Annotated in this window: 17 protein-coding genes; 4 read left to right on the top strand and 13 right to left on the bottom strand. The window is 48.7% G+C overall.

Translation table 11 applies throughout. The features are described 5' to 3' along the window. Window positions 1–51 precede the first annotated feature (51 nt). Window positions 52–1,764, top strand: a complete 1,713-nt coding sequence (locus tag DXZ20_RS10890; protein WP_163698144.1) for a protein adenylyltransferase SelO — start codon at window positions 52–54, stop codon at window positions 1,762–1,764. Between the two features lie 272 nt (window positions 1,765–2,036). On the opposite strand, the gene DXZ20_RS10885 is transcribed toward DXZ20_RS10890, so the two are convergent. Next, window positions 2,037–3,977 (bottom strand): heavy metal translocating P-type ATPase, encoded by a 1,941-nt coding sequence (locus DXZ20_RS10885; RefSeq protein ID WP_163703463.1) that lies wholly within the window; start codon window positions 3,975–3,977, stop codon window positions 2,037–2,039. 83 nt (window positions 3,978–4,060) lie between these two features. Here DXZ20_RS10885 and DXZ20_RS10880 point away from each other — a divergent pair, with 83 nt between their 5' ends. Both DXZ20_RS10880 and DXZ20_RS10875 read left to right on the top strand, forming a co-directional pair. Continuing rightward, complete coding sequence (locus DXZ20_RS10880) at window positions 4,061–5,173, top strand: precorrin-8X methylmutase (RefSeq protein ID WP_163698142.1); 1,113 nt, start codon at window positions 4,061–4,063, stop codon at window positions 5,171–5,173. A 67-nt stretch (window positions 5,174–5,240) separates the two neighbouring features. Continuing rightward, complete coding sequence (locus tag DXZ20_RS10875; protein ID WP_163698140.1) at window positions 5,241–5,633, top strand: PCC domain-containing protein; 393 nt, start codon at window positions 5,241–5,243, stop codon at window positions 5,631–5,633. A gap of 356 nt (window positions 5,634–5,989) precedes the next feature. On the opposite strand, the gene DXZ20_RS10870 is transcribed toward DXZ20_RS10875, so the two are convergent. After that, window positions 5,990–7,030, bottom strand: coding sequence for an IS5 family transposase (locus DXZ20_RS10870; RefSeq protein WP_163696094.1), 1,041 nt, complete (start codon window positions 7,028–7,030; stop codon window positions 5,990–5,992). 79 nt (window positions 7,031–7,109) lie between these two features. On the opposite strand from DXZ20_RS10870, the gene DXZ20_RS10865 reads away from it, so the two are divergent. Next, on the top strand, window positions 7,110–8,048 hold the full coding sequence (locus tag DXZ20_RS10865; protein ID WP_163698138.1) for a protein kinase domain-containing protein: 939 nt from the start codon (window positions 7,110–7,112) through the stop codon (window positions 8,046–8,048). Window positions 8,049–8,093: 45 nt separating this feature from the next. On the opposite strand, the gene purU is transcribed toward DXZ20_RS10865, so the two are convergent. The 11 genes from purU to DXZ20_RS10810 all read right to left on the bottom strand — a co-directional run bounded on the left by purU (window position 8,094) and on the right by DXZ20_RS10810 (window position 19,110). Next, window positions 8,094–8,948, bottom strand: coding sequence for a formyltetrahydrofolate deformylase (gene purU, locus DXZ20_RS10860; RefSeq protein WP_163698136.1), 855 nt, complete (start codon window positions 8,946–8,948; stop codon window positions 8,094–8,096). Window positions 8,949–9,140: 192 nt separating this feature from the next. Beyond that, window positions 9,141–9,563 carry a large conductance mechanosensitive channel protein MscL gene (gene mscL / locus DXZ20_RS10855; protein ID WP_163698134.1) on the bottom strand — a complete coding sequence of 141 codons (423 nt, stop codon included), beginning with the start codon at window positions 9,561–9,563 and terminating at the stop codon, window positions 9,141–9,143. Window positions 9,564–9,748: 185 nt separating this feature from the next. Beyond that, window positions 9,749–10,675, bottom strand: a complete 927-nt coding sequence (locus DXZ20_RS10850; protein ID WP_163669921.1) for a sulfotransferase family protein — start codon at window positions 10,673–10,675, stop codon at window positions 9,749–9,751. Between the two features lie 389 nt (window positions 10,676–11,064). Continuing rightward, the gene (gene urtE / locus DXZ20_RS10845) at window positions 11,065–11,820 is read right to left on the bottom strand and encodes an urea ABC transporter ATP-binding subunit UrtE (RefSeq protein WP_006518599.1); all 756 of its coding nucleotides are present in this window, start codon (window positions 11,818–11,820) and stop codon (window positions 11,065–11,067) included. Window positions 11,821–11,898: 78 nt separating this feature from the next. Continuing rightward, the gene (urtD, locus tag DXZ20_RS10840; RefSeq protein ID WP_163669923.1) at window positions 11,899–13,029 is read right to left on the bottom strand and encodes an urea ABC transporter ATP-binding protein UrtD; all 1,131 of its coding nucleotides are present in this window, start codon (window positions 13,027–13,029) and stop codon (window positions 11,899–11,901) included. 135 nt (window positions 13,030–13,164) lie between these two features. Continuing rightward, window positions 13,165–14,316, bottom strand: coding sequence for an urea ABC transporter permease subunit UrtC (gene urtC, locus DXZ20_RS10835; RefSeq protein ID WP_163698132.1), 1,152 nt, complete (start codon window positions 14,314–14,316; stop codon window positions 13,165–13,167). Window positions 14,317–14,318: 2 nt separating this feature from the next. After that, window positions 14,319–15,485 carry an ABC transporter permease subunit gene (locus DXZ20_RS10830; protein ID WP_163698130.1) on the bottom strand — a complete coding sequence of 389 codons (1,167 nt, stop codon included), beginning with the start codon at window positions 15,483–15,485 and terminating at the stop codon, window positions 14,319–14,321. A gap of 96 nt (window positions 15,486–15,581) precedes the next feature. Beyond that, window positions 15,582–16,895 (bottom strand): urea ABC transporter substrate-binding protein, encoded by a 1,314-nt coding sequence (urtA, locus tag DXZ20_RS10825; protein WP_163669929.1) that lies wholly within the window; start codon window positions 16,893–16,895, stop codon window positions 15,582–15,584. A 349-nt stretch (window positions 16,896–17,244) separates the two neighbouring features. Further along, complete coding sequence (gene ureG / locus DXZ20_RS10820) at window positions 17,245–17,871, bottom strand: urease accessory protein UreG (protein ID WP_163698128.1); 627 nt, start codon at window positions 17,869–17,871, stop codon at window positions 17,245–17,247. Window positions 17,872–17,963: 92 nt separating this feature from the next. Further along, the gene (locus DXZ20_RS10815; RefSeq protein ID WP_163698126.1) at window positions 17,964–18,644 is read right to left on the bottom strand and encodes an urease accessory protein UreF; all 681 of its coding nucleotides are present in this window, start codon (window positions 18,642–18,644) and stop codon (window positions 17,964–17,966) included. Next, window positions 18,628–19,110: an urease accessory protein UreE gene (locus DXZ20_RS10810; RefSeq protein WP_348918567.1), complete on the bottom strand. Its 483-nt coding sequence runs from the start codon at window positions 19,108–19,110 to the stop codon at window positions 18,628–18,630. The genes DXZ20_RS10815 and DXZ20_RS10810 overlap by 17 nt, the downstream gene beginning before the upstream one ends. Between the last annotated feature and the right edge of the window lie 139 nt (window positions 19,111–19,249).

Here is a 19,249-nt window from a genome sequence, read left to right as displayed (position 1 = left end):
CAATATGCCAGCCTTTACAATTAAACATAAATCTTTCCCTCGCCAGCGACAATGTCATATCCATCTACACCCTCAGCAGAGGCTTCTGCTGAGCCCTGCGTAACCACCTTCGACGAGTTTGTGCAATTAGCAGACTATTCCCTGATGGATACCCTAAATGCCGATCCTGATGCCACGGTCGATGGGGATGATCACCGTGCCCGCCAGGTTTTTTCAGGTCATTTTGTACCTGTGGCACCCATGCCGCTTGCAGAACCCGAATATGTAGCCCACAGCAGCACCTTTTTTAAAGAACTTGGGTTGAGCGATCAGCTGGCGCTGGATGCAAAATTTCGGCAATTATTTTCTGGTGATCTCTCTGTCGCCCATGAGCCGATGCGTCATGTGGGTTGGGCGACAGGGTATGCACTGTCGATTTATGGCACCGAATATATCCAAAATTGTCCATTCGGTACGGGTAATGGTTATGGTGATGGTCGAGCAATATCTATATTTGAAGGAATCATCAATGGCCAGCGTTGGGAAATGCAATTGAAAGGGGGTGGCCCAACACCTTATTGCCGTGGTGCCGACGGGCGCGCAGTACTACGGTCAAGTGTGCGTGAGTTTCTAGCGCAAGAATACATGCACGCGTTAGGTGTGCCCACATCGCGCTCCTTGACACTGTATGTTTCTAAATCTGAGACCGTTACCCGGCCTTGGTATTCCCAAGACTCCTGCTCGCTTGAGCCTGATGTTTTGGTGGACAATCCGGTAGCCATTTCAACTCGCGTTGCACCATCTTTTTTGCGCGTTGGTCAGCTGGAGTTATTTGCTCGTCGCGATCGCAGCAATGCCCATCCAAAAGCATCAGAAGAGTTGCGCATGGTAGTGTCCCATTTAATTGAGCGAGAATACAAAAGCGACATTAATCAAACTCTTGGGTTTGCAGATCAATTAGTTGAGTTAGCTAAGCTATTTCGCCAGCGTCTGACGTCACTGGTGACCCATTGGCTACGTGTGGGTTATTGCCAGGGTAATTTTAATAGTGACAACTGCGCCGCTGGTGGCTTTACCCTCGACTATGGCCCCTTTGGGTTTTGCGAAATTTTTGACCCTTGGTTTCAACCCTGGACTGGTGGCGGCGAACACTTTGCATTCATCAATCAGCCGAACGCAGCAGAAGCGAATTATTACATGTTTTGGAAAACTGTGAGACCTTTACTGGCGGGCGATGCTGACGCGTTAGAACAGTTTGACCAAGTAGGCCGTGGCTTTGCAGAAGCCATGCAACAACAACTCCAAACAATGTGGGCGGCCAAACTTGGCTTAACTGAATTTAACCCAGAGCTGTTTCAGACATTAATGCAGCTAATGACCCACTCAGATGTGGATTACACCATTTTCTTCCGCGAGTTATCCCATATACCAGACGATGTCTCAGCGTTGAAAAAGAGCTTCTATGGTAAAACGTCACAACAATTTGATGAACAATGGCAATCTTGGCTAAAAAGCTGGCGCGACCTCATTAACGATGGCAATTTGGCTGAGATATCCACGAAGATGAAACAGATTAATCCAAAGTACACATGGCGAGAGTGGTTGATTGTTCCTGCCTATCAACAAGCCATGCAGGGTGACTACACGTTAGTTAAAGAGTTGCAAGAAGTCCTTAGCTATCCCTATGATGAGCAATCACAAGAGGTAGAAGATAAATACTATCATCTAAGACCTAGCGCGTTTTCTGACGTTGGTGGCGTGTCGCACTATAGTTGTTCATCTTGATGACGCGCGGGCTGTCGATCAGCGCATGAGCGTCATATCGTACTTGCAGAGTCGCGGATGCTCCAGCGTCTTAGGGATCTGCCAATAAATAGAATACCCGTTTGAAATTGTGTTGTAGGATTTCCTCCCCTTACGAAGGGGAGGCGCCGTAGGCGGAGGGGTTTCGACCAACAGCGCTAGTATCGAAAACCCCTCCCTGACGGTTCCCCTTACGAAGGGGAACCAATTGTCACCAAGCCTCTCAACAGGTAGATTATTTTCCCGCGCATCCCTTATCTATTTATCAACAATCGCAATCCACTTAATGTGACAAGCACTGTGGAGCCTTCATGGCCTAACACCCCAAACGGCAGCGTGATATTGCCTGCAAAATTCAGGATTAACAAAATCACGACAAAACTCAGGGCAAAGACAATATTTTGCTTCACGATGCTCTGGGCGCGACGACCTAAATGAATCGCATGTTCTAATCGCTCCAGGCGATCGCCCATCAACACAATATCAGCGGTTTCCAGCGCCACATCGCTACCCGCCGCCCCCATGGCAATGCCAACGGTGGCCTGGGCCAGGGCTGGGGCATCATTGATGCCATCTCCAACCATGGCAACGCTCTGATACTGCTGCTGAAGTTTACGAATCACCTCGACTTTATCTTCGGGTAACAGTTCTGCGTAAACCTGATCCACACCCACATGCTCTGCGATGCTGCTGGCGGTGCGGAGATTGTCCCCCGTCAGCATGACCACATGCTCTATACCCAATTGTTTGAGGCGGGCCACAGCCTGGGCAGCGGCAGGTCGAACGATGTCAGCTACGGCAATCAGTCCCAACAGTTCTCCCGCTTGGGCAACCCAGACCACTGTTTTACCCTCTGATTCCCACTGCTGGCTTTGCTCCAGCCAATGGGGAGAAATGGTCTTTACCTGTGTGCGAACAAAGACCGCTTTACCGACTACGGTACTCTGACCCTCCAGATTGGCGGTGAGGCCCTGTCCAGCCTGGGCCTGAGCATTGGTGGCTGTTGCCCAGGTGAGATTTTGCTGGCGGGCTGCCTGCACAATGGCGTCCCCAATGGGATGTTCCGACAGACTCTCCAGCGCGGCTGCTACCTGTAGGAGCTGGTTTGAGTCGGGCTGAGCCGCTACCATGTTCACAACCTGCAGATGGCCTGTGGTCAGAGTGCCGGTTTTATCAAATGCGATCGCACGCACACGTCCAATCTGCTCTAACTGTGCCCCGTTCTTGAACAAAATGCCTCGACGGGCTCCGTTGGCAATGCCCGATAGCAATGTGGGCATAATCGAGGCCATCAGGGCACAGGGGGAGGCCACCACCAGAAAAATCAGCGCTCGATAAATCGTTTCTTCCCAGGTCCATCCCAGCAGGAAAGGGGGTAGTATGCCTAGTAGTATTCCGGTAATAACAATCACTTTGGCGTAGCCCCGCTCAAACCGCTCGATAAATTGCTGAGAGGGAGGTGCTTCTGTCTGGGCCTGCTGCACCAGCCGGATTACCCGCTGAATTAAGCTGCTTTCCGGCGGTTGATGCAGCTTGATCCGCAGTGCCCCATGGCCATTCAGCGTACCCGCAAAGACTTCATCCCCAATGGTTTTCTCTACGGGCACAGACTCTCCCGTAATCGAAGCCTGGTTGAGGATACTCGCGCCGTCTACCACTACACCATCGGTGGGCACCAGCTCTCCCGGCTTGACCAAAATGAGATCGCCTACCTTAAGACGGGCAATGGGGACAGTGCGCTCCTGCCCGTGGTTCAGAAGTCGGGCGGTATCTGTTGTTAAGCTCATCAGCCCCTGGATACTGCGCTCGGTGTGCTGCATGGCGTAGCCTTCTAAAGCCCCACTAATGGCAAAGATCAAGATCAGGACGCCTCCATCGACGATCAGGTAGTATTCCTGCTGCCATAGCCCCAAACTGGCAGCGCCCAGCGCCGCCACGATCATCAGCAAATCAACATCCAGCTCTTTCTCTTGTAACAGAGTTGTAATACCGTCACGGGCGCTGTCCAAACCGCCAATAACGTAAGCTACCGTCAGGATCAAAAGGCCTCCTCCCACCCAGCCAAAATTGAGGGACTGCCAGCCCAGCAATACCAGGATGGCGCAGGTGATCGCAGCGACGGCCTCGGGATGGTGCTTGAATACATCCTTAAATAAAGTCGAGAGACGGGGTGATGCAAGGGCTCTGGCAGCCATAATCTGATCTGTCCAATAAAAACTATCCGCCAGCATAAACCTTGACATTAGTGTCAATGTCAAGGTTACTGTAAACTCAGTGAATGAAGACAGACCATCTGACTATTAAAGAACTGACGGATGCCGTGGGGAGTGGCGTCACCCCGCGCATGGTACGGCACTACCATACCCTTGGCTTACTGCCTCAGCCCCAGCGGTCTGAAGGTAACTACCGGCTGTATACCCAGCAGGATGTGCAACGGTTGCGGCGGGTAATGGCACTGAAGCAGCAGGGGTTTCAGTTGTCTCACATTCGCCAGCTTTTAGACAGCCACCCTGAAGCCACCCTGGATACTACATTGATCATCCAGCTACAGCAGCAATACCATACGGTCATACAACAGATGACCCAGCTCCGCCAAACAGCAGCTGCACTAGAAGGTCTGTTGGGGCGCGATCGCAACTGTCAGATCGCCCAGGCAGAAGCGCTATCGCAGCTGAAGCAATTGGATGTCGATGTCCAAGCCGGATTGGGGCAACTGGATCAGATCTGGAGTCATTTTGATACCGAAGTCACCACACACCCGGAGCAATTTCAGGAGTCGTTGAAGCTGTTACTGCCCGATTTATCTCACTACTCTGAAATTACGGTTCACCTGTTGCATCAATTGGTGTTGGCCTGCGGCGATGTCAGTCTGGTCAGTTTTGTGCGCCTCGGTCACAAGGCTGTCGCTGCTGCCCGTACTGCCCTCAAAGCAGGCTGTTCAGTTGTCGTGGATGTCCCCGCTGTTGCTGCTACCCTGGATCAGACACGGCTAGCCCATCTAGGAAATCCCGTGACAACGCTGATTGATGACCCCCACATCGCCGGAGCCGCTGATGCCGAGCAAGCATTTTGGCGAGATAATCTCTGGCAGCAACGGTTGCAGGAGGTTCCGGCAGGCTGTGTGCTAGTTGTGGGGTATGCCCCTTCGGTCTTGCTAGCTGCCTGCCAGTGGATTGACCAGGGAAAACTTCAACCCGCTCTTGTGATTGGGATGCCCATCGGCTTTGGTCATGCTCCTGCAGCCAAGCGCCAGTTGATGTCGCTACCAGTGCCTTACATCACCATTCAAGGCAGTTTGGGAGGTGGTCTTTTGGCGGCAGTTACCCTGAATGCACTAGTGGAAACCCTGATAGAAAAACCTGATTGCCACTGTTACCTCACCCGTCCTTAGATCAGCAGGTTGCAGCAATCCATTAAGTTGTTAGACTTTGTAAGCGCTATACCCGTGGAAAAAAGATGTGGACGTGATTGCTATTCGTCTTAAGCCTGGAGAAGATCTCAAACAATCTTTGTTGAGATACTGTATTGACCAAAAAATAGATGCCGCTTATATGCTGAGTTGTGTGGGTAGTTTACGCAAGGCAGCGATCCGATTTGCCAATCAACCAGAAGGAACAGTTTTTGAACAACCATTAGAGATAGTGTCGCTAGAAGGTACACTCTCGCAATATGGTGTTCACTTACACATTGCCGTATCAGATAGTGAAGGCCAGGTCATCGGTGGTCATTTGATGGATGGCTCGAACATTTATACGACAGCAGAGATAATCTTGGGGATTGTGCCTAACGCTATTTTTAAGCGGGAGATTGATCCACTCACTGGATACAGAGAGCTAATAATTACTAGCTAGAAATCGGGAAGGAGTGAGTTCGCTGCTCGCCATATCTACCACCGGTCCGTTAGCAACGCGATTTTGAATGGCAGATGATATTCGCGACCGGCTGACTGCAATGGGGATTACGGTGGTTGATCAACCAGATAGAAAAGTTCGCTGGCATCGACAGTAAATCAGCGCGATTGGAGTTATGCTTTAAGTGAATCTGAGCTCTGACTTGGTCTACTAGCTTTTGGGCACCTCTATTTATTGATTTTTTGAGGAATCGAGTCTCAAATAAGACTGTTATCCAGCCTTGTTTCTGGAAATCAGAATATGAAATAAACACCCCCCATGCATTGTGTCCGTTTTAGAGCTGAATATCCCATCCTTTAGGCAAATACTTCAGCCATGTCTTGTTTTTGCCAGAAGACATACCGCTTGAGATTGTAGGTCAAGTTTTTGAGGCCGAGCATGGTTTTGGCCCTGGCTAACCCAATGGTGCGAACAACTTTGCCCCCCATCTCATTGACCATCGACCCAAATACATGTTCAACCTTGGCCCGGGTTTTTGAACGCTCACGATTGTCCGCTATCTGCACCTCTGTTAGGGGGCGATTGCGATAGGCTCGTTCGTTAATATGGCTCTCAAAACCCATCATCTCTAACACGGTGACAATCGCTATCGAGAGATAGGCGCTATCGGCCCAAATCTCATCATCAGAATTGTCCGCATCTAGCAGTTGACCCAATACCTGAGAATCATGAACCGAGGCATCGGTGACCGTATACCGACGAATAAACCCATGCCCCGCATCCCGATTGATATGGTTTTTATACCCGTAATGAGACGTGCCATTCTTTTTGGTCCAACGAGCCTCCACATCCTTTTGGGATAGCTTATGAGGCTTGTCCTGCCAATCCTCAGGCACCTTGCCTGCTTTGACCTCGGCATTATCGTCTCGACTATTCCGTTGTTTAGGCACTGGCACTAAGGTGGCATCGACGATTTGACCACATTGGGCTTGGTAGCCCGTTGCCTTCAGATAGGCCCCAAACTGCTCAAATAGTCCTTCCACTAACTCGGCCTGGCGTAAGCGCTCCCGAAATGACCACACCGTTTTCGCGTCTGGCACCGCATCTTCCAGGCCCAGATGTAGAAATCGCATAAATGACAACCGGTCATTCACTTGGTATTCCAGCTCATCGTCACCAATGTTGTAGAGCTGTTGCAGGATTAACAACTTAAACATGAGGATGACATCTATCGGGCGACGACCTGCTTTACGCTTACGGGATTTGACATACACGCTTTCTAACAGCGGTCGAAACTCATCCCACGGAATCAGCTCGTCCAGGCAGGTCAACAGGTCTTTTTTTGATTCCAGCTTTTGATGACGGATCTCAAAATCCCAAAATCCTTGTTGTCCCATCAGAAGTCTCCCTGTCAACCCTAATCCGTAACCATGATCTCATATTGAGACTCTATTTTTGAATTAATCGAGGTGCCCTTTGGTAGATTTTGGCTCTGTCCAGGTCCCGTTTCTAAATCCATCTGGCACGTTAACCATTGTGGGCACCTATGGCTATATGCCACCCGAGCAGTTTGGTGGACGGGCCACACCGGCTTCAGATTTATACAGTTTGGGAGCTACACTAATTTTTCTGATGACAGGATGCCATCCTGCGGATTTACCCCAAAACAATATGCGCATCCAGTTTGAGAGCAAAGCCAAACATATCAGTTCTCCCATACGCCAGTGGTTGCGCTGGTTGATACACCCTGATGTCAGCCAGCGACCTGCCTCAGCCACAGAGGCCCTAACTGGCTTACAGACGGTTTTAGAAAAGGGTACTTTAAGCGCTTTATCTGAACGCCCTTTTGATCAAAATCGCATTTTAGTGAATCAGCGGGACGGCACCGTAGATACTGTTATTCGTCCCTATGGTTTTCGAAGGAAACAAGTGGGTTCATGGTTAAATCTACTGATTCTTGGAGTCATCTTTAGTATCTCCTCTTATGTCGGAACAGTGGCTGTATGGATTGTTCTTTCATCTATAGGTTTTTTTGGGGGGCTTTTTGGAGGCTTTCTCTGGTTTTTTAACACCGTCGTTGTTAGCTCTATTGCAGGGTTTACAGGCATAGTCCTACTACCTACCCCCTCCAGGAATCGTTTGCTGAGTCAGTTACATATATGTCTCAGTGATGACAATCTCATCATTTATCGAGAAACTATACTGTTAATGCGATCGCGCAAAGTTCTGTTTCAGACTCAGCGAGAAGATATCTTGCATTTAAGGCTAGAGACAACTAAAAACATCCTTGAAATTCACACGAATCATCGTTCTTATAACCTTAAATGCAAGACCTTAGGCTTAACCACAAGAGAATCCCAGTGGTTGGCTCAAGAACTGAGCAATAATTTAGGCGTTAGCCTAATCTCCACTTGAACAGATGTGATTGAACAAATGTGATTAATTTGTAGGCGATAACGGTTAGGCAAACACCACTGTGCGATTGCCATACACCAGTACGCGGTTTTGCAAATGCAGGCGCACAGCACGGGCTAGGACCACCCGTTCTAAATCCTTACCTTTACGAATTAAATCACTGACCTGGTCGCGATGGCTAACATGCACCACATCCTGCTCAATAATCGGCCCTGCATCTAAATCTGAGGTGACATAGTGACCCGTCGCGCCAATGATTTTGACGCCTCGATCATAGGCGCGATGATAGGGATTGGCCCCCACAAAGGCGGGTAAAAACGAATGATGAATATTAATCACCCTGGGAAACTGCTCGATAAAATCAGGGCTCAGAATTTGCATGTACTTGGCCAGAACGACCAAATCAATGGAATGCTCTTTTAGCAATGCCAGCTGCTTTGCTTCTTGCTCAGCTTTAGTCGCCTTAGTAATTGGAATATGGTAAAAAGCGATATTAAACTGCTCAGCAATGGACCGTAATGTTTCATGATTGCTGATAATCAGCGGAATCTCTGCTGCTATCTCTCCCGCTTGATATCGCCAAAGCAAGTCTAACAAACAGTGATTCTGCTTACTCACCCAGAGGGCAACGCGAGGGACTTCATCAGAGAAGTGGAGCTGCCATTTTGCCTCTAAAGGTTTAGCAATGGAATCAAAGGCTGCTCCAATCAGATCACGTTTTAGATTAAATCCATCCAGTTGCCATTCAATGCGTGACAAAAAAAGTTCTGATGGCTCATCGCGATGTTGATCAGCATGGACAACATTGCCCCCATTGGCGTAGATGAAGTTTGCAATTTTAGCCACAAGCCCTTGCTGATCGGGGCAAGAAATCAGAAGTGTTGCAGTCGGTGAAGCCACAGTTAGCAGTTCCTATACATGAAATTAAACGATATTGATATTTCTACAGCAGTTACCAATTGAGATGAATATAATATCGCCTGGTGGTGTAAGTGATACATAAAAACAGCGAGTCGAGGCAATAATGTGCTCGACTCACTGCTGAAATCATTGATTCAAAATGAAACCCATCCAGTCAATAGGCCTCAACGTTTACATCCGCTGCTCTAAGAAACCAGTGAGGCGACCCAACGTATCGTTTAGCTTTTCATCAGTGGAAGGACCAGCATCCACTTCTTCAGTACGCTTCATACGCTCAAATGTACGAATTAGTACGAACAAAATAAAGGCAATTACAACAAAGTTAATCACGGTCGACAGGAACAGACCATACTTGACGCCATTGGCAGATAGCTCTGCAATATCGGCAACGCCAGCCTTATTGAGTGCAGGGCTCAATAACAGAGGAGTGATGATGTCCTCAATAAAAGAGGTGATGACAGCACCAAAAGCACCACCAATAACAACTGCCACGGCTAAATCGACAACGTTACCACGCAGCAAAAACTCACGAAAATCGTTCATAAAACTACCGGCAGAATTCACTGCACGGGAGCGAGCCTGATTACTAACCATAACTGTGTTTTCCTTAAATGCAACAATTCAGTGTGTAGGCTAAACCACATTGAGGTGCAGCTTAGCTCCTCGATAGAGCCAACTAAAGCACTACGGCTGTAACGTACAGCCCGCCTAGGCTTTTGCGACCATCAAAGTGAATTGTTTGGAAGTATATCAGTGTTTTCAACAAACGGGTAGGTATTCTAGGTTACGTTAACCTTTGTGGGTGGCACACTCACTTCTTGAACTGGCTGGGGGGAAATCGAACCACAAACTTGGGTGTATTGTCTTAACGTTGATAGACAATTTGCGTAAAAATCGTAAGCAGCTTGTTGCTTTTCTGGAGCAAAGACAGCATCATTTAACGTCAGTTTATGAAACTTTTTACGCAGAATCTTGCCGGCTTGAATTGCTTTGGAGTTATCTCCATACTTTAGACGAGACGTGTGTTTCGCCACCGTATAGCTATCGGAAAATGGAGAACTCGTCCCAAGAAATTTCTGAAAGGCAGCCAACGTAGCGTCGGTATCAGCTAGTAAATCCTTGTATTTCAGTGTTAGGCAGCGACTGGGGTCATTAATTTGCATCACTAGCCTTTCAAAGCACTCTAGCCGCCTCCGGTAATAATTAAGCCATTTATCGACACCTTCTGGGGACTCTTGTCCTGAAAAGGATTTCACTGTACTTGTGTAAGTGGCTGCGGGATCTCGCAGAAGAAATATAAACTTAATCTGTTTATTTTGCAGAATGTTGTCCGCAATCGGATAGTTTCGAACAATCTTATCCACAATGTAGGTATGTTCCATTGGATCAAAGTTGTCCAGAACTGCAGCTGTTCTCCAAGTTAACTGGCGCAGATCCGTCTCTGATGAATACCCCACATGGCTTTCACCATAACCTGCCACTTCCGGATGACTGTAGAGTATGTGGCCTAGTAATGTAGAACCAGATCGTGCGGGGGCCATAACAAAAAGATATTTTGATGGCTGTTGCCGCTGGTTTAACGTTTTGCTGAGGAATGGACCCAAAATGCGGTAGGCATAAATATCAAATAGTAAAAAGCTTTCGATTTTTGAAATAAACGTTCTAATGCTGACTGGAACGAACTTTCTTATGTAGCGTTTTAACATGGTGAGTGTTTCCTGTAAAAATCCACAGCCAGAAGCAGTAAAAGCATCTTGTACGTGACAACAAACGCATTTCACTGATTGTTGTTGATTCTTCTGTGCCGTGTATCTGCCAATGCTCAGATACCTTTTAATACACGTCTAAAAGAGGTTATACGGCTATACACGGCTAAGTGGATATGCCAGACAATCGGACGTGTTGTTTCAACCCTAGTTTCTAAAATTAACGGACAATGGCATTACGCAACATATCTTTAATTACCTGTCTATGCATAGGTAAAATAATGTAAACATCGCAAAACATCGCCTCTTCATTAGAAAAGCCGAGACTAATGACTATGAATGAGCGTACTAGCAGTATGCCCACAGAGACTATGTTAAACCGCTGAGAATTAAACCGCTAAGAACTCTTGAATCACATCATTACTGAGTTGATCCGTTGACCCCGATGCAACAATACCACCTTTCTGCATGGCATAGTAATAGTCGGCTTGACGGACGAAATGTAAGTGCTGTTCTACTAACAGAACGGAAATACCCGTAGTTTCAATAATCCGTCGTACCGCATTTTCAATGTCTAGAATAATTGAGGGTTGGATACCTTCGGTTGGCTCGTCTAAGAGTAATAACTGAGGTTGCCCCATAAGTGCACGGGCGATGGATAGTTGTTGTTGTTGTCCACCACTTAGATCTCCGCCCATCCGTGACAACATTGTTTTTAAGACGGGGAAAAGTTCAAAGATGAGGTCGGGAATTTCTTTTTTAGCCTTGGGGGCACGCTTTCCTAGCGCTTCTAAACCAATAAGAAGATTCTCTTTGACCGTTAAGCGGGGAATGATCTCTCGTCCTTGGGGGACGTAGCCAATGCCGATGCGGGCTCGGTTATCGGCAGTCAAAGTATGAATATTTTGTCCGTCATATGCGATCGCACCACCACGAGGCGACAACAGCCCAATAATATTTTTCAATAAGGTCGTCTTACCTACTCCATTACGTCCAATCAAACACACCATTTGGCCCCTGGGTACCGTGAGATCGACATCCCGTAAAATATGGCTCTCACCGTAATAGAAGTTAAGGCTGGAAATCTTCAGCATTGGAGCCGTGGAGGTGACTTTATGGGTAGGCGGGTAGGCTGTCTCTGTCATGGATGAGGATTGTTTAAGGGAAGTAAGAGGAATAAAGACTGTCTAGATCGAAGTTTCGAATAAAGTGCAGTTGGGTACCTAATTAGCGTTTTCAAATTGTTCTAGAGCAGCGTTTTCCAAACGATTTACGGTTTCTTCAGGCAGCGCTAACAGGTGTAACAGTTGCTGATATGCCGATGCTTCTGCCTGGTTAATTTGGTTAGCCTTAATGACGTCATAGCTCAGCATCAGTGCCTGTTCGCGCTGGTCGGGTGTTTTCAGCTGAGGAACCAACTCTTGTAAAGGAATTCTCTTCGCTAACAAATCTTTTAACTCTGTTTTCAGTGCAACTTGTTCCTCTGGTTCATAGGCAAACTGACGACTCAGGCGATCAAGAATAATCTCTTGTTCTATGGGTTCAAAGTTGCCATCGGCCCAGGCCATAGTTGCAGCGATACGTAACAACAACATCTGGTCTGGTGTAATGGACGTCTCGGTACCTAAATATACTTCAATCACCCGAGGATCATTTTGTACCTCATCCATCGTGCCTTCACAGAGCACAGAACCTTCGTGCAGCACCGTTACCTGACGGGCAATCTGACGCACAAATTCCATGTCGTGCTCAATCACGATTACAGAATGGCTTTCGGCTAAGGCAATCAACAGTTCACCTGTGCGTTCAGTTTCTTCATCAGTAAGTCCGGCAACCGGTTCATCCACCAGGAGTAAATCTGGGGACTGGGCCACTAGCATGCCAATCTCCAGCCACTGTTTTTCGCCATGGGAGAGGAGCGCAGCAGGCTTGTCGGCCTTATGGTCAAGGCCGATGGTTTCCAGCAACCCACCCACGGTACGGCGTTCTGCTGTGGGTGTGGGCTTAAACAGAGTAGATAATACGTTCTTATCCTGGTTGCAGCATAGCTCCAGATTTTCGCGCGGGGTCAGATTAAGGTAGATGCGTGGGGTTTGGAACTTGCGACCTATGCCTAGACGGGCAATGTTATGTTCTGAACGACCGCTGAGCTTTTTGCCTTTGAACCGGACCTTGCCGTGGGTGGGTTGGACTTTTCCAGTGATGACATCTAGGAATGTGGTTTTACCTGCGCCGTTGGGGCCAATGATGACTCGCAGCTCACCTTCGTTCATGGAGAAGGTGAGCTTATTGAGAGCTTTGAAGCCGTCGAAGCTGACGGTGAGGTTATCGATTTCGAGGATTGGGTTGGCCATGATCGGGTGTGCAATGATGGTCGCTTGCAGAGATTGGAGAAAGTGGGATGGAGGGATGTTGGATTGAGCGGTGTTGGTGTAGCAATCAATAAAAGAGCTAGCGCTTAGGCTCAACCCAACCAAGGCTTTTGGTGGTTATTTACCGGCTAATTCGCGCTGTTCACGTTTGACATCGGGATCTAGCTCCAGATCTGGATAGGTGCTGAGCTGGGGTTGTAGACCAAACAAATCACGAATCTGGCGGACGGCATCATCACGGACCCAACCAACGATCCCCTTAGGTAGCACCGTCACCACTAGCAAGAACAGGGCTCCTTGAAAGAATAGCCACACCTCTGGAAATTGTTCACTCAGGAGAGCTTGGGCCCAGTTAACCACCAAGGCACCCAAAATCGCACCGCCAAGGGTGGCGCGACCACCCACGGCAACCCAAATCACCATTTCAATTGAGAAGGCAACGCTCATGTACTGTGGCGTGATACCGCTAGATTGAACGGTATACAAAGCACCCGCTGCTCCAGCAATACCACCTGCCACGGCGAATACCAGGACCTTAAACATGGCAGGGTTATACCCTGAAAATCTGAGGCGGTTCTCATCATCGCGAATGGCAATGAGTAGACGACCAAAGCGACCACGGGTCAACCATCGGCAAAGACCATAGGTAAGGGCAAGGACAATAACGGTGGCAACATAGAAGGCAAACTGCATGCGATCGCTACCCACCTGCTGACCAAACAGAACCGTGGTATCGGTAGTGAGACCGTTTGTACCATTGATTAGCTTTTGTTGACCATTAAAGAAGTTAAAAAATACCACCAACATGGCCTGGGTCAAAATCGAGAAATAGACGCCTCGAATCCGGTTACGAAAGACCAGATACCCCAATAAACCAGCCACTAAACCAGGTAAGGCCACAATGGCAATGAGGGTGACTGGCAGTGAATAGAACGGCTGCCAGAACCAGGGTAGCTCTGACACACCATACAAGCCAAAAAATTCTGGCAGACCATCGCCAGCCAGATTGAGCTGCAAATGCATCGCAAATGCATAGCCTCCCAGGGCAAAGAAAATCCCCTGGCCAAGACTCAGTAACCCGGTGTAGCCCCAAATCAGGTCAACCCCCAGGGCCACAATCGCTAATGCTAAAAACCGCCCTAGTAACCCTAAACGGAAACCAGACAGTACTAACGGCGCAACAAAGATAAGGGCAAAGGCCAGACCAATAACAATACTTGCTTCGAGGGCACGTCTGCGCTTTTTGCCGACGGGTTTTGTCGTTACCATCGTTACACCTCCACCGAACGGCCTTTTTGTGGGAATAAGCCCGCTGGCTTAATCTGCAGAAAGGCAATAATCAGAGCAAATACTAAGACCTTGGCCATACTCGTTGTGGCAAAAAATGTCACCGTATCAATCAGAGGCTGTAAAGACTCGCTAGAGGGCAGCATCAGTACCAAAGTGCCGGAACCAACGATGTAGGTAATGATGCCAATTAACAGAGCAGCGACAATGCTACCGATAAGCTTACCAACCCCGCCAACGACCACCACCATAAAGGCGTCAACAATATAGTTGCTGCCTAGGTTCGGACCTACAGAGCCCAGCAGTGTAACAGCACAACCGGCAATACCAGCCAGCCCGGACCCTAACGCAAAGGTAAGGGCATCCACTCGCTTTGTAGGAATTCCCAAACAGGCGCTCATGTCACGGTTTTGGGTCACCGCTCGAATCCGCAAACCCCAGGCAGATTTATTGAGAAACCAGAATGTACCCAGCAGGCAAATAATTGTCAGTGCAATGATAAAAATACGTGCAGCTGGAAATGAAAGCGTATCCGTAACACTAATACTATCCTGGAGCCACTTGGGAGCCGTTACATCTACGTTACGAGCACTAAACCAAGGTTTGGACATGGTGGGATTACCATTGAGAGAACGCCCAAACGTGATGCCAATGGCGGCAGAAAGTACTAAAACAACAAAGTTAGCCAGCTTTTGACGCGGCCCCAAGTGAGCAAACTTGTTCAAAACAGCCCGCCCACCAAAAAGCAGTACACAAATAGCCAGAATGCCAAAGGCCATAGCCCAACTAACACTGCGCACAAACTGCTGCAAAATGAGGCTGACACCCCAGGTGGCCAAGAGCGTTTCCAATGGTCGCCCATAGAGCAATCGAATGACGCTGCGTTCTAACAAGAGCCCCACCAGGGCTGCCACGATAAAAGAGAGGGGTAAAGCTAACCAAATGTAGAAGTCTTGAGCCCCGTCCCCTAAGGACTTAAAGCTGTTCTGGACCACATAGGTGGTGTAAGCCCCTAGCATCATTAGCTCTCCATGGGCCAGATTAATTACACCCATGAGACCAAACACAATGGCCAGACCCAGGGCAACAATCAGTAGCACTGCCCCAATGCTGATGCCGTTAAATATGCCGTTGATTAAACCGTCGAGCACGACAATTACCTGTCAAAAAAGTAAACTCTTCTTCCCTTGAATGAAAAAAGGGAAGAGCCACAGTGACTCTCCCCTGTCAGCTAACCTACAAAAGCTTTAGGCTGCTTTAAACTTGCCACCCTTAGCAGGGTCAGACCAGTCGCACGCATAGCCCTTAGTATCAGGAACAAACTGATTCCAAGGAATTGGATCAACCGGACCATCAGTCTCGGAAACAATTTCAAATAGACCGTCTTCGCGGATTTCACCAATGCGAACAGTCTTAGAAATGTGATGGTTGGGGTTCATGGTAACCGTACCACCTGGTGCGTCGAAGGTCTGGCCATAGGCTGCTTCACGTACTGCGGCAATATCAGTAGAACCCGCTTTCTCAACCGCTTGTTTCCATAGGTAAACCATGATGTAAGCGGCTTCCATGGGATCGTTGGTTACGCGCTCATCGCCATACTCAGCTTTAAAATCGGACACCCACTTCTCGTTAGCAGGGCTTTCGACAGTTTGGAAGTAGTTCCAAGCTGCATAGTGGCCTGTCAGGAAGTCGGGGCCAATGGTGCGAACTTCTTCTTCTGCAATACTTACAGACATGACAGGATAATTATCAGGTCCCATGCCTGCACCCTTAAGCTGCTTAAAGAAGGCGACGTTACTGTCACCGTTAAGGCTGTTAAAGATCACACCGCCATCGGGTAAAGCCGCCTTAATCTTAGTGATGATGGGAGTGACCTCTGTGTTACCCAAAGGTAGATAGTCTTCACCGACAGTGTTGCCACCCTTGGCCTTGAGCTGCTCTTTAATAATGGTGTTAGCAGTGCGGGGGAATACATAGTCAGAACCCACCAGGAAGAAGTCTGTGCCCTTGTTCTCAAGCAGCCAGTCTACAGCGGGCTCAATTTGTTGGTTAGGTGCCGCACCCGTGTAGAAAATGTTCTTGGAGCATTCTTGACCTTCGTACTGTACGGGGTACCACAGCATGTGGTCCTTCGCTTCAAATACGGGGAGTACCTTCTTACGGCTAGCAGAGGTCCAGCAGCCAAATACCACGGATACCTGGTCTTGGTCGATGAGCTTTTCAGCTTTCTCAGCAAAGGTATCCCAATCAGAGGCACCGTCTTCCTTAACGGCAACAATCTGTTTGCCGAGGACACCACCAGCTGCGTTAATTTCTTTAATTGCTAATTCTTCAGCGTCCACCACGGTGGTCTCACTAATGGCCATCGTGCCACTTAGAGAGTGCAGAATACCGACTTTAATTGTGTCGCCATCACCAGCGGCCGCTATCGTAGTTTCGCCTTCGGCTGGTGCAGTATCTGCAGTGGGCTCAGAAGTTCCACCACAGGCCTTTAGCAAAATGCTGGTACCCACGGCAGTGGAGCCGTACACCAAAAATTTACGTCTATTAATCCTCGTCATTGGGCGTTCCTTTCTAAAGACTCACACACCTATGGCATCAAGAACCGGCCACTGCCACAAATCAAGTGTTGCAGTTACCGTAGATACACTTATTCGCTTCGTGATGGTAAGTCTTGAGGAAAACGACGATTGTAGCCTTTGATACTTTTCGGGTCTCTGTAGATTTATTTGTTTTTGTTTGCGTTTGATCCCCGGTATTAAATAAAGCGATTATGGCTCCAATAAAGACTCGAATGTTATGTCTCAATAACCTTATCTCTTGCAAAATGAATTATTTAACTTTCTAAACAAGAGTTTAGAAACAAGAGTTTAGAAACAAGAGAAGTTTTGGCAAGAACATTACGCACCCCTATGTGAGATTTGTAACTGGCAACCGCCCGTGAAACTGAATAAATTGCTGAATGGTGTCTAGCCCCTGGCTGATTTTAAGGTTTGTAAAGACAAAGGGTTTATCGCCACGCATGGTTTTAGTGTCGCGATCCATCACCGATAAGTCAGCGCCCACCATGGGAGCCAGGTCAATTTTGTTAATCACCAGCAGGTCAGATTTAGTAATCCCTGGACCGCCTTTGCGGGGGATTTTGTCGCCAGCGGACACATCAATGACATAGAGTGTCAGATCTACCAGCTCTGGGCTAAAGGTAGCGGCTAAATTATCGCCACCGCTCTCTACAAAGATTAGGTCTAGGTCATCAAACCGGGTTTCTAGCTCCTCAATTGCCACCAGGTTAAGGGAGGCATCCTCGCGGATGGCGGTATGGGGACATCCACCGGTTTCTACACCAACAATGCGGTTATGGTCCAGTAGGGCCTGACTGCGCACTAAAAATTGGGCGTCTTCTTGGGTATAGATATCGTTGGTAACCACGGCAATGGAATAGTCATTGCGCATGGATTTGCACAGGGCATCGACGAGGGCCGTTTTACCAGAACCGACGGGGCCGGCAACACCGACACGGTAGGGGGAGGAAGTCATGGGAGCATGCCGGATAGGTAATGGAATAAATCCCAGGATAAAACCCCTATTTAATGAGCCTAGAATTTACCTTCAAAATTTTAGATTTTACGTTAGCTACGGAAGAGGCGGGTGTATAGCGTTTCGTGTTGCATGCTTGCGATCGCACCGCCCCACCCACTCACATACAGCTGATCATCTTGCAGTGCCACCATGGTGGCTGCTGCCGTCCTCAGTTCAGGAATTAGCTGTAGCAGACAGCGTTGGCCGTCGGTTTGGCCCAGGGGCACCAGCTTAACGGCTGCACCGATCAGGTTAGCAGCCCAGCTTTGCAGATAGCCGAGGGCCATGGTGTGAACATCCATTTGCCAGTGGGCGGCGATGATGCCAAAGGCAACGGCAAAATTGCAGGGGGTGCCACAGGCGTTAAATGTGGCCTGAAGCTCTGGGTGAAGTGTGCAAACCAGACGCACCAGGGCGCGACCCATGTGCCAGCTTTGCTGGCGTAGTTCAGCGGTGTCGCGGCTGGCGGTGAGCCATTGATTCCAGTAGGCAAGCTGATCAGGGCTGTTAAGGTTCTGGTGGATGCGGGTTGCGATCGCAACGTCTAAACGCACCGCCCCATAGCGTAGCTCCTGCAACAGCCAGCTGTGTAACGCCTCACCATCGGCAAGATGCCCCTGCATAACTAACGTTTCTAAGCCTTCTGAGTAGCTGAAGGCACCGACAGGTAAAGCTGGACTGCTCAACTGCAGCAGCTTTAGCAGCGCTTGCTCATCAATGGTGATGGCCATAGGCCCCCGACTCTGGTTGAAAGGGAACAGTTTCTTCCGTGACCGTTACACCCAGCTGATGCAACATCGCTGCCAAAACCGGATCTGGCGCTAAGCGTAAGTAATCAGCCCCCAATTCCAGGGCCACATGACGATTACCCAAATGATACGCCGCCTGCAAAAGTCGCAAGGACGCCTGGGCGTTAGTCGATGGGGGCTGAGCGTTAGTCGAAGCCCTCACGGTCATTACTGGCTCAGGCTTTGCCACAATTTTTAATACCTGACTATGGTTGCTGCCTCCCAGGCAATCACCGTGTCGTAGCGTCGTTCCACGGGGTAGTTCTAGATAGATTTCATCAGCCTGGGTAGTCTCTAGCTGGGTTGTACTAAAGTCTACAGTCTCCCCTTTAGTGTCCGTAATACCACCGGAGAGACTGTAGCGATATCGTGAGCGAGTACGCTCGTCCGCCGTTAGTGCTAGTGCCAATGTTGGCTCCAGTGCTGAAGATACTTTTTGAGTAAAAACGTACACCGAGATTCTATCTACGCATTGCTTTTACAGCATGCCACATGCTCACCCTATCCCCTAATCAAAACACGCGCACTGATTTATGCCGCCCGCCAAA

The sequence above is a fragment of the Adonisia turfae CCMR0081 genome, from assembly GCF_011009555.1.
Lineage (GTDB): Bacteria > Cyanobacteriota > Cyanobacteriia > Phormidesmidales > Phormidesmidaceae > Leptothoe > Leptothoe turfae.
This window is presented reverse-complemented; position numbering and strand designations above follow the sequence as displayed.

What these genes read in the sequence shown, in the direction of transcription:
- urtC (WP_163698132.1), bottom strand. Translation starts at nt 14,316, where the DNA reads ATGGTAACGACAAAACCCGTCGGCAAAAAGCGCAGACGTGCCCTCGAA.
- urtA (WP_163669929.1), bottom strand. Translation starts at nt 16,895, where the DNA reads ATGACGAGGATTAATAGACGTAAATTTTTGGTGTACGGCTCCACTGCC.
- DXZ20_RS10815 (WP_163698126.1), bottom strand. Translation starts at nt 18,644, where the DNA reads ATGGCCATCACCATTGATGAGCAAGCGCTGCTAAAGCTGCTGCAGTTG.
- urtE (WP_006518599.1), bottom strand. Translation starts at nt 11,820, where the DNA reads ATGACAGAGACAGCCTACCCGCCTACCCATAAAGTCACCTCCACGGCT.
- ureG (WP_163698128.1), bottom strand. Translation starts at nt 17,871, where the DNA reads ATGACTTCCTCCCCCTACCGTGTCGGTGTTGCCGGCCCCGTCGGTTCT.
- DXZ20_RS10870 (WP_163696094.1), bottom strand. Translation starts at nt 7,030, where the DNA reads ATGGGACAACAAGGATTTTGGGATTTTGAGATCCGTCATCAAAAGCTG.
- DXZ20_RS10890 (WP_163698144.1), top strand. Translation starts at nt 52, where the DNA reads ATGTCATATCCATCTACACCCTCAGCAGAGGCTTCTGCTGAGCCCTGC.
- DXZ20_RS10850 (WP_163669921.1), bottom strand. Translation starts at nt 10,675, where the DNA reads ATGTTAAAACGCTACATAAGAAAGTTCGTTCCAGTCAGCATTAGAACG.
- urtD (WP_163669923.1), bottom strand. Translation starts at nt 13,029, where the DNA reads ATGGCCAACCCAATCCTCGAAATCGATAACCTCACCGTCAGCTTCGAC.
- mscL (WP_163698134.1), bottom strand. Translation starts at nt 9,563, where the DNA reads ATGGTTAGTAATCAGGCTCGCTCCCGTGCAGTGAATTCTGCCGGTAGT.
- DXZ20_RS10885 (WP_163703463.1), bottom strand. Translation starts at nt 3,977, where the DNA reads ATGGCTGCCAGAGCCCTTGCATCACCCCGTCTCTCGACTTTATTTAAG.
- DXZ20_RS10880 (WP_163698142.1), top strand. Translation starts at nt 4,061, where the DNA reads ATGAAGACAGACCATCTGACTATTAAAGAACTGACGGATGCCGTGGGG.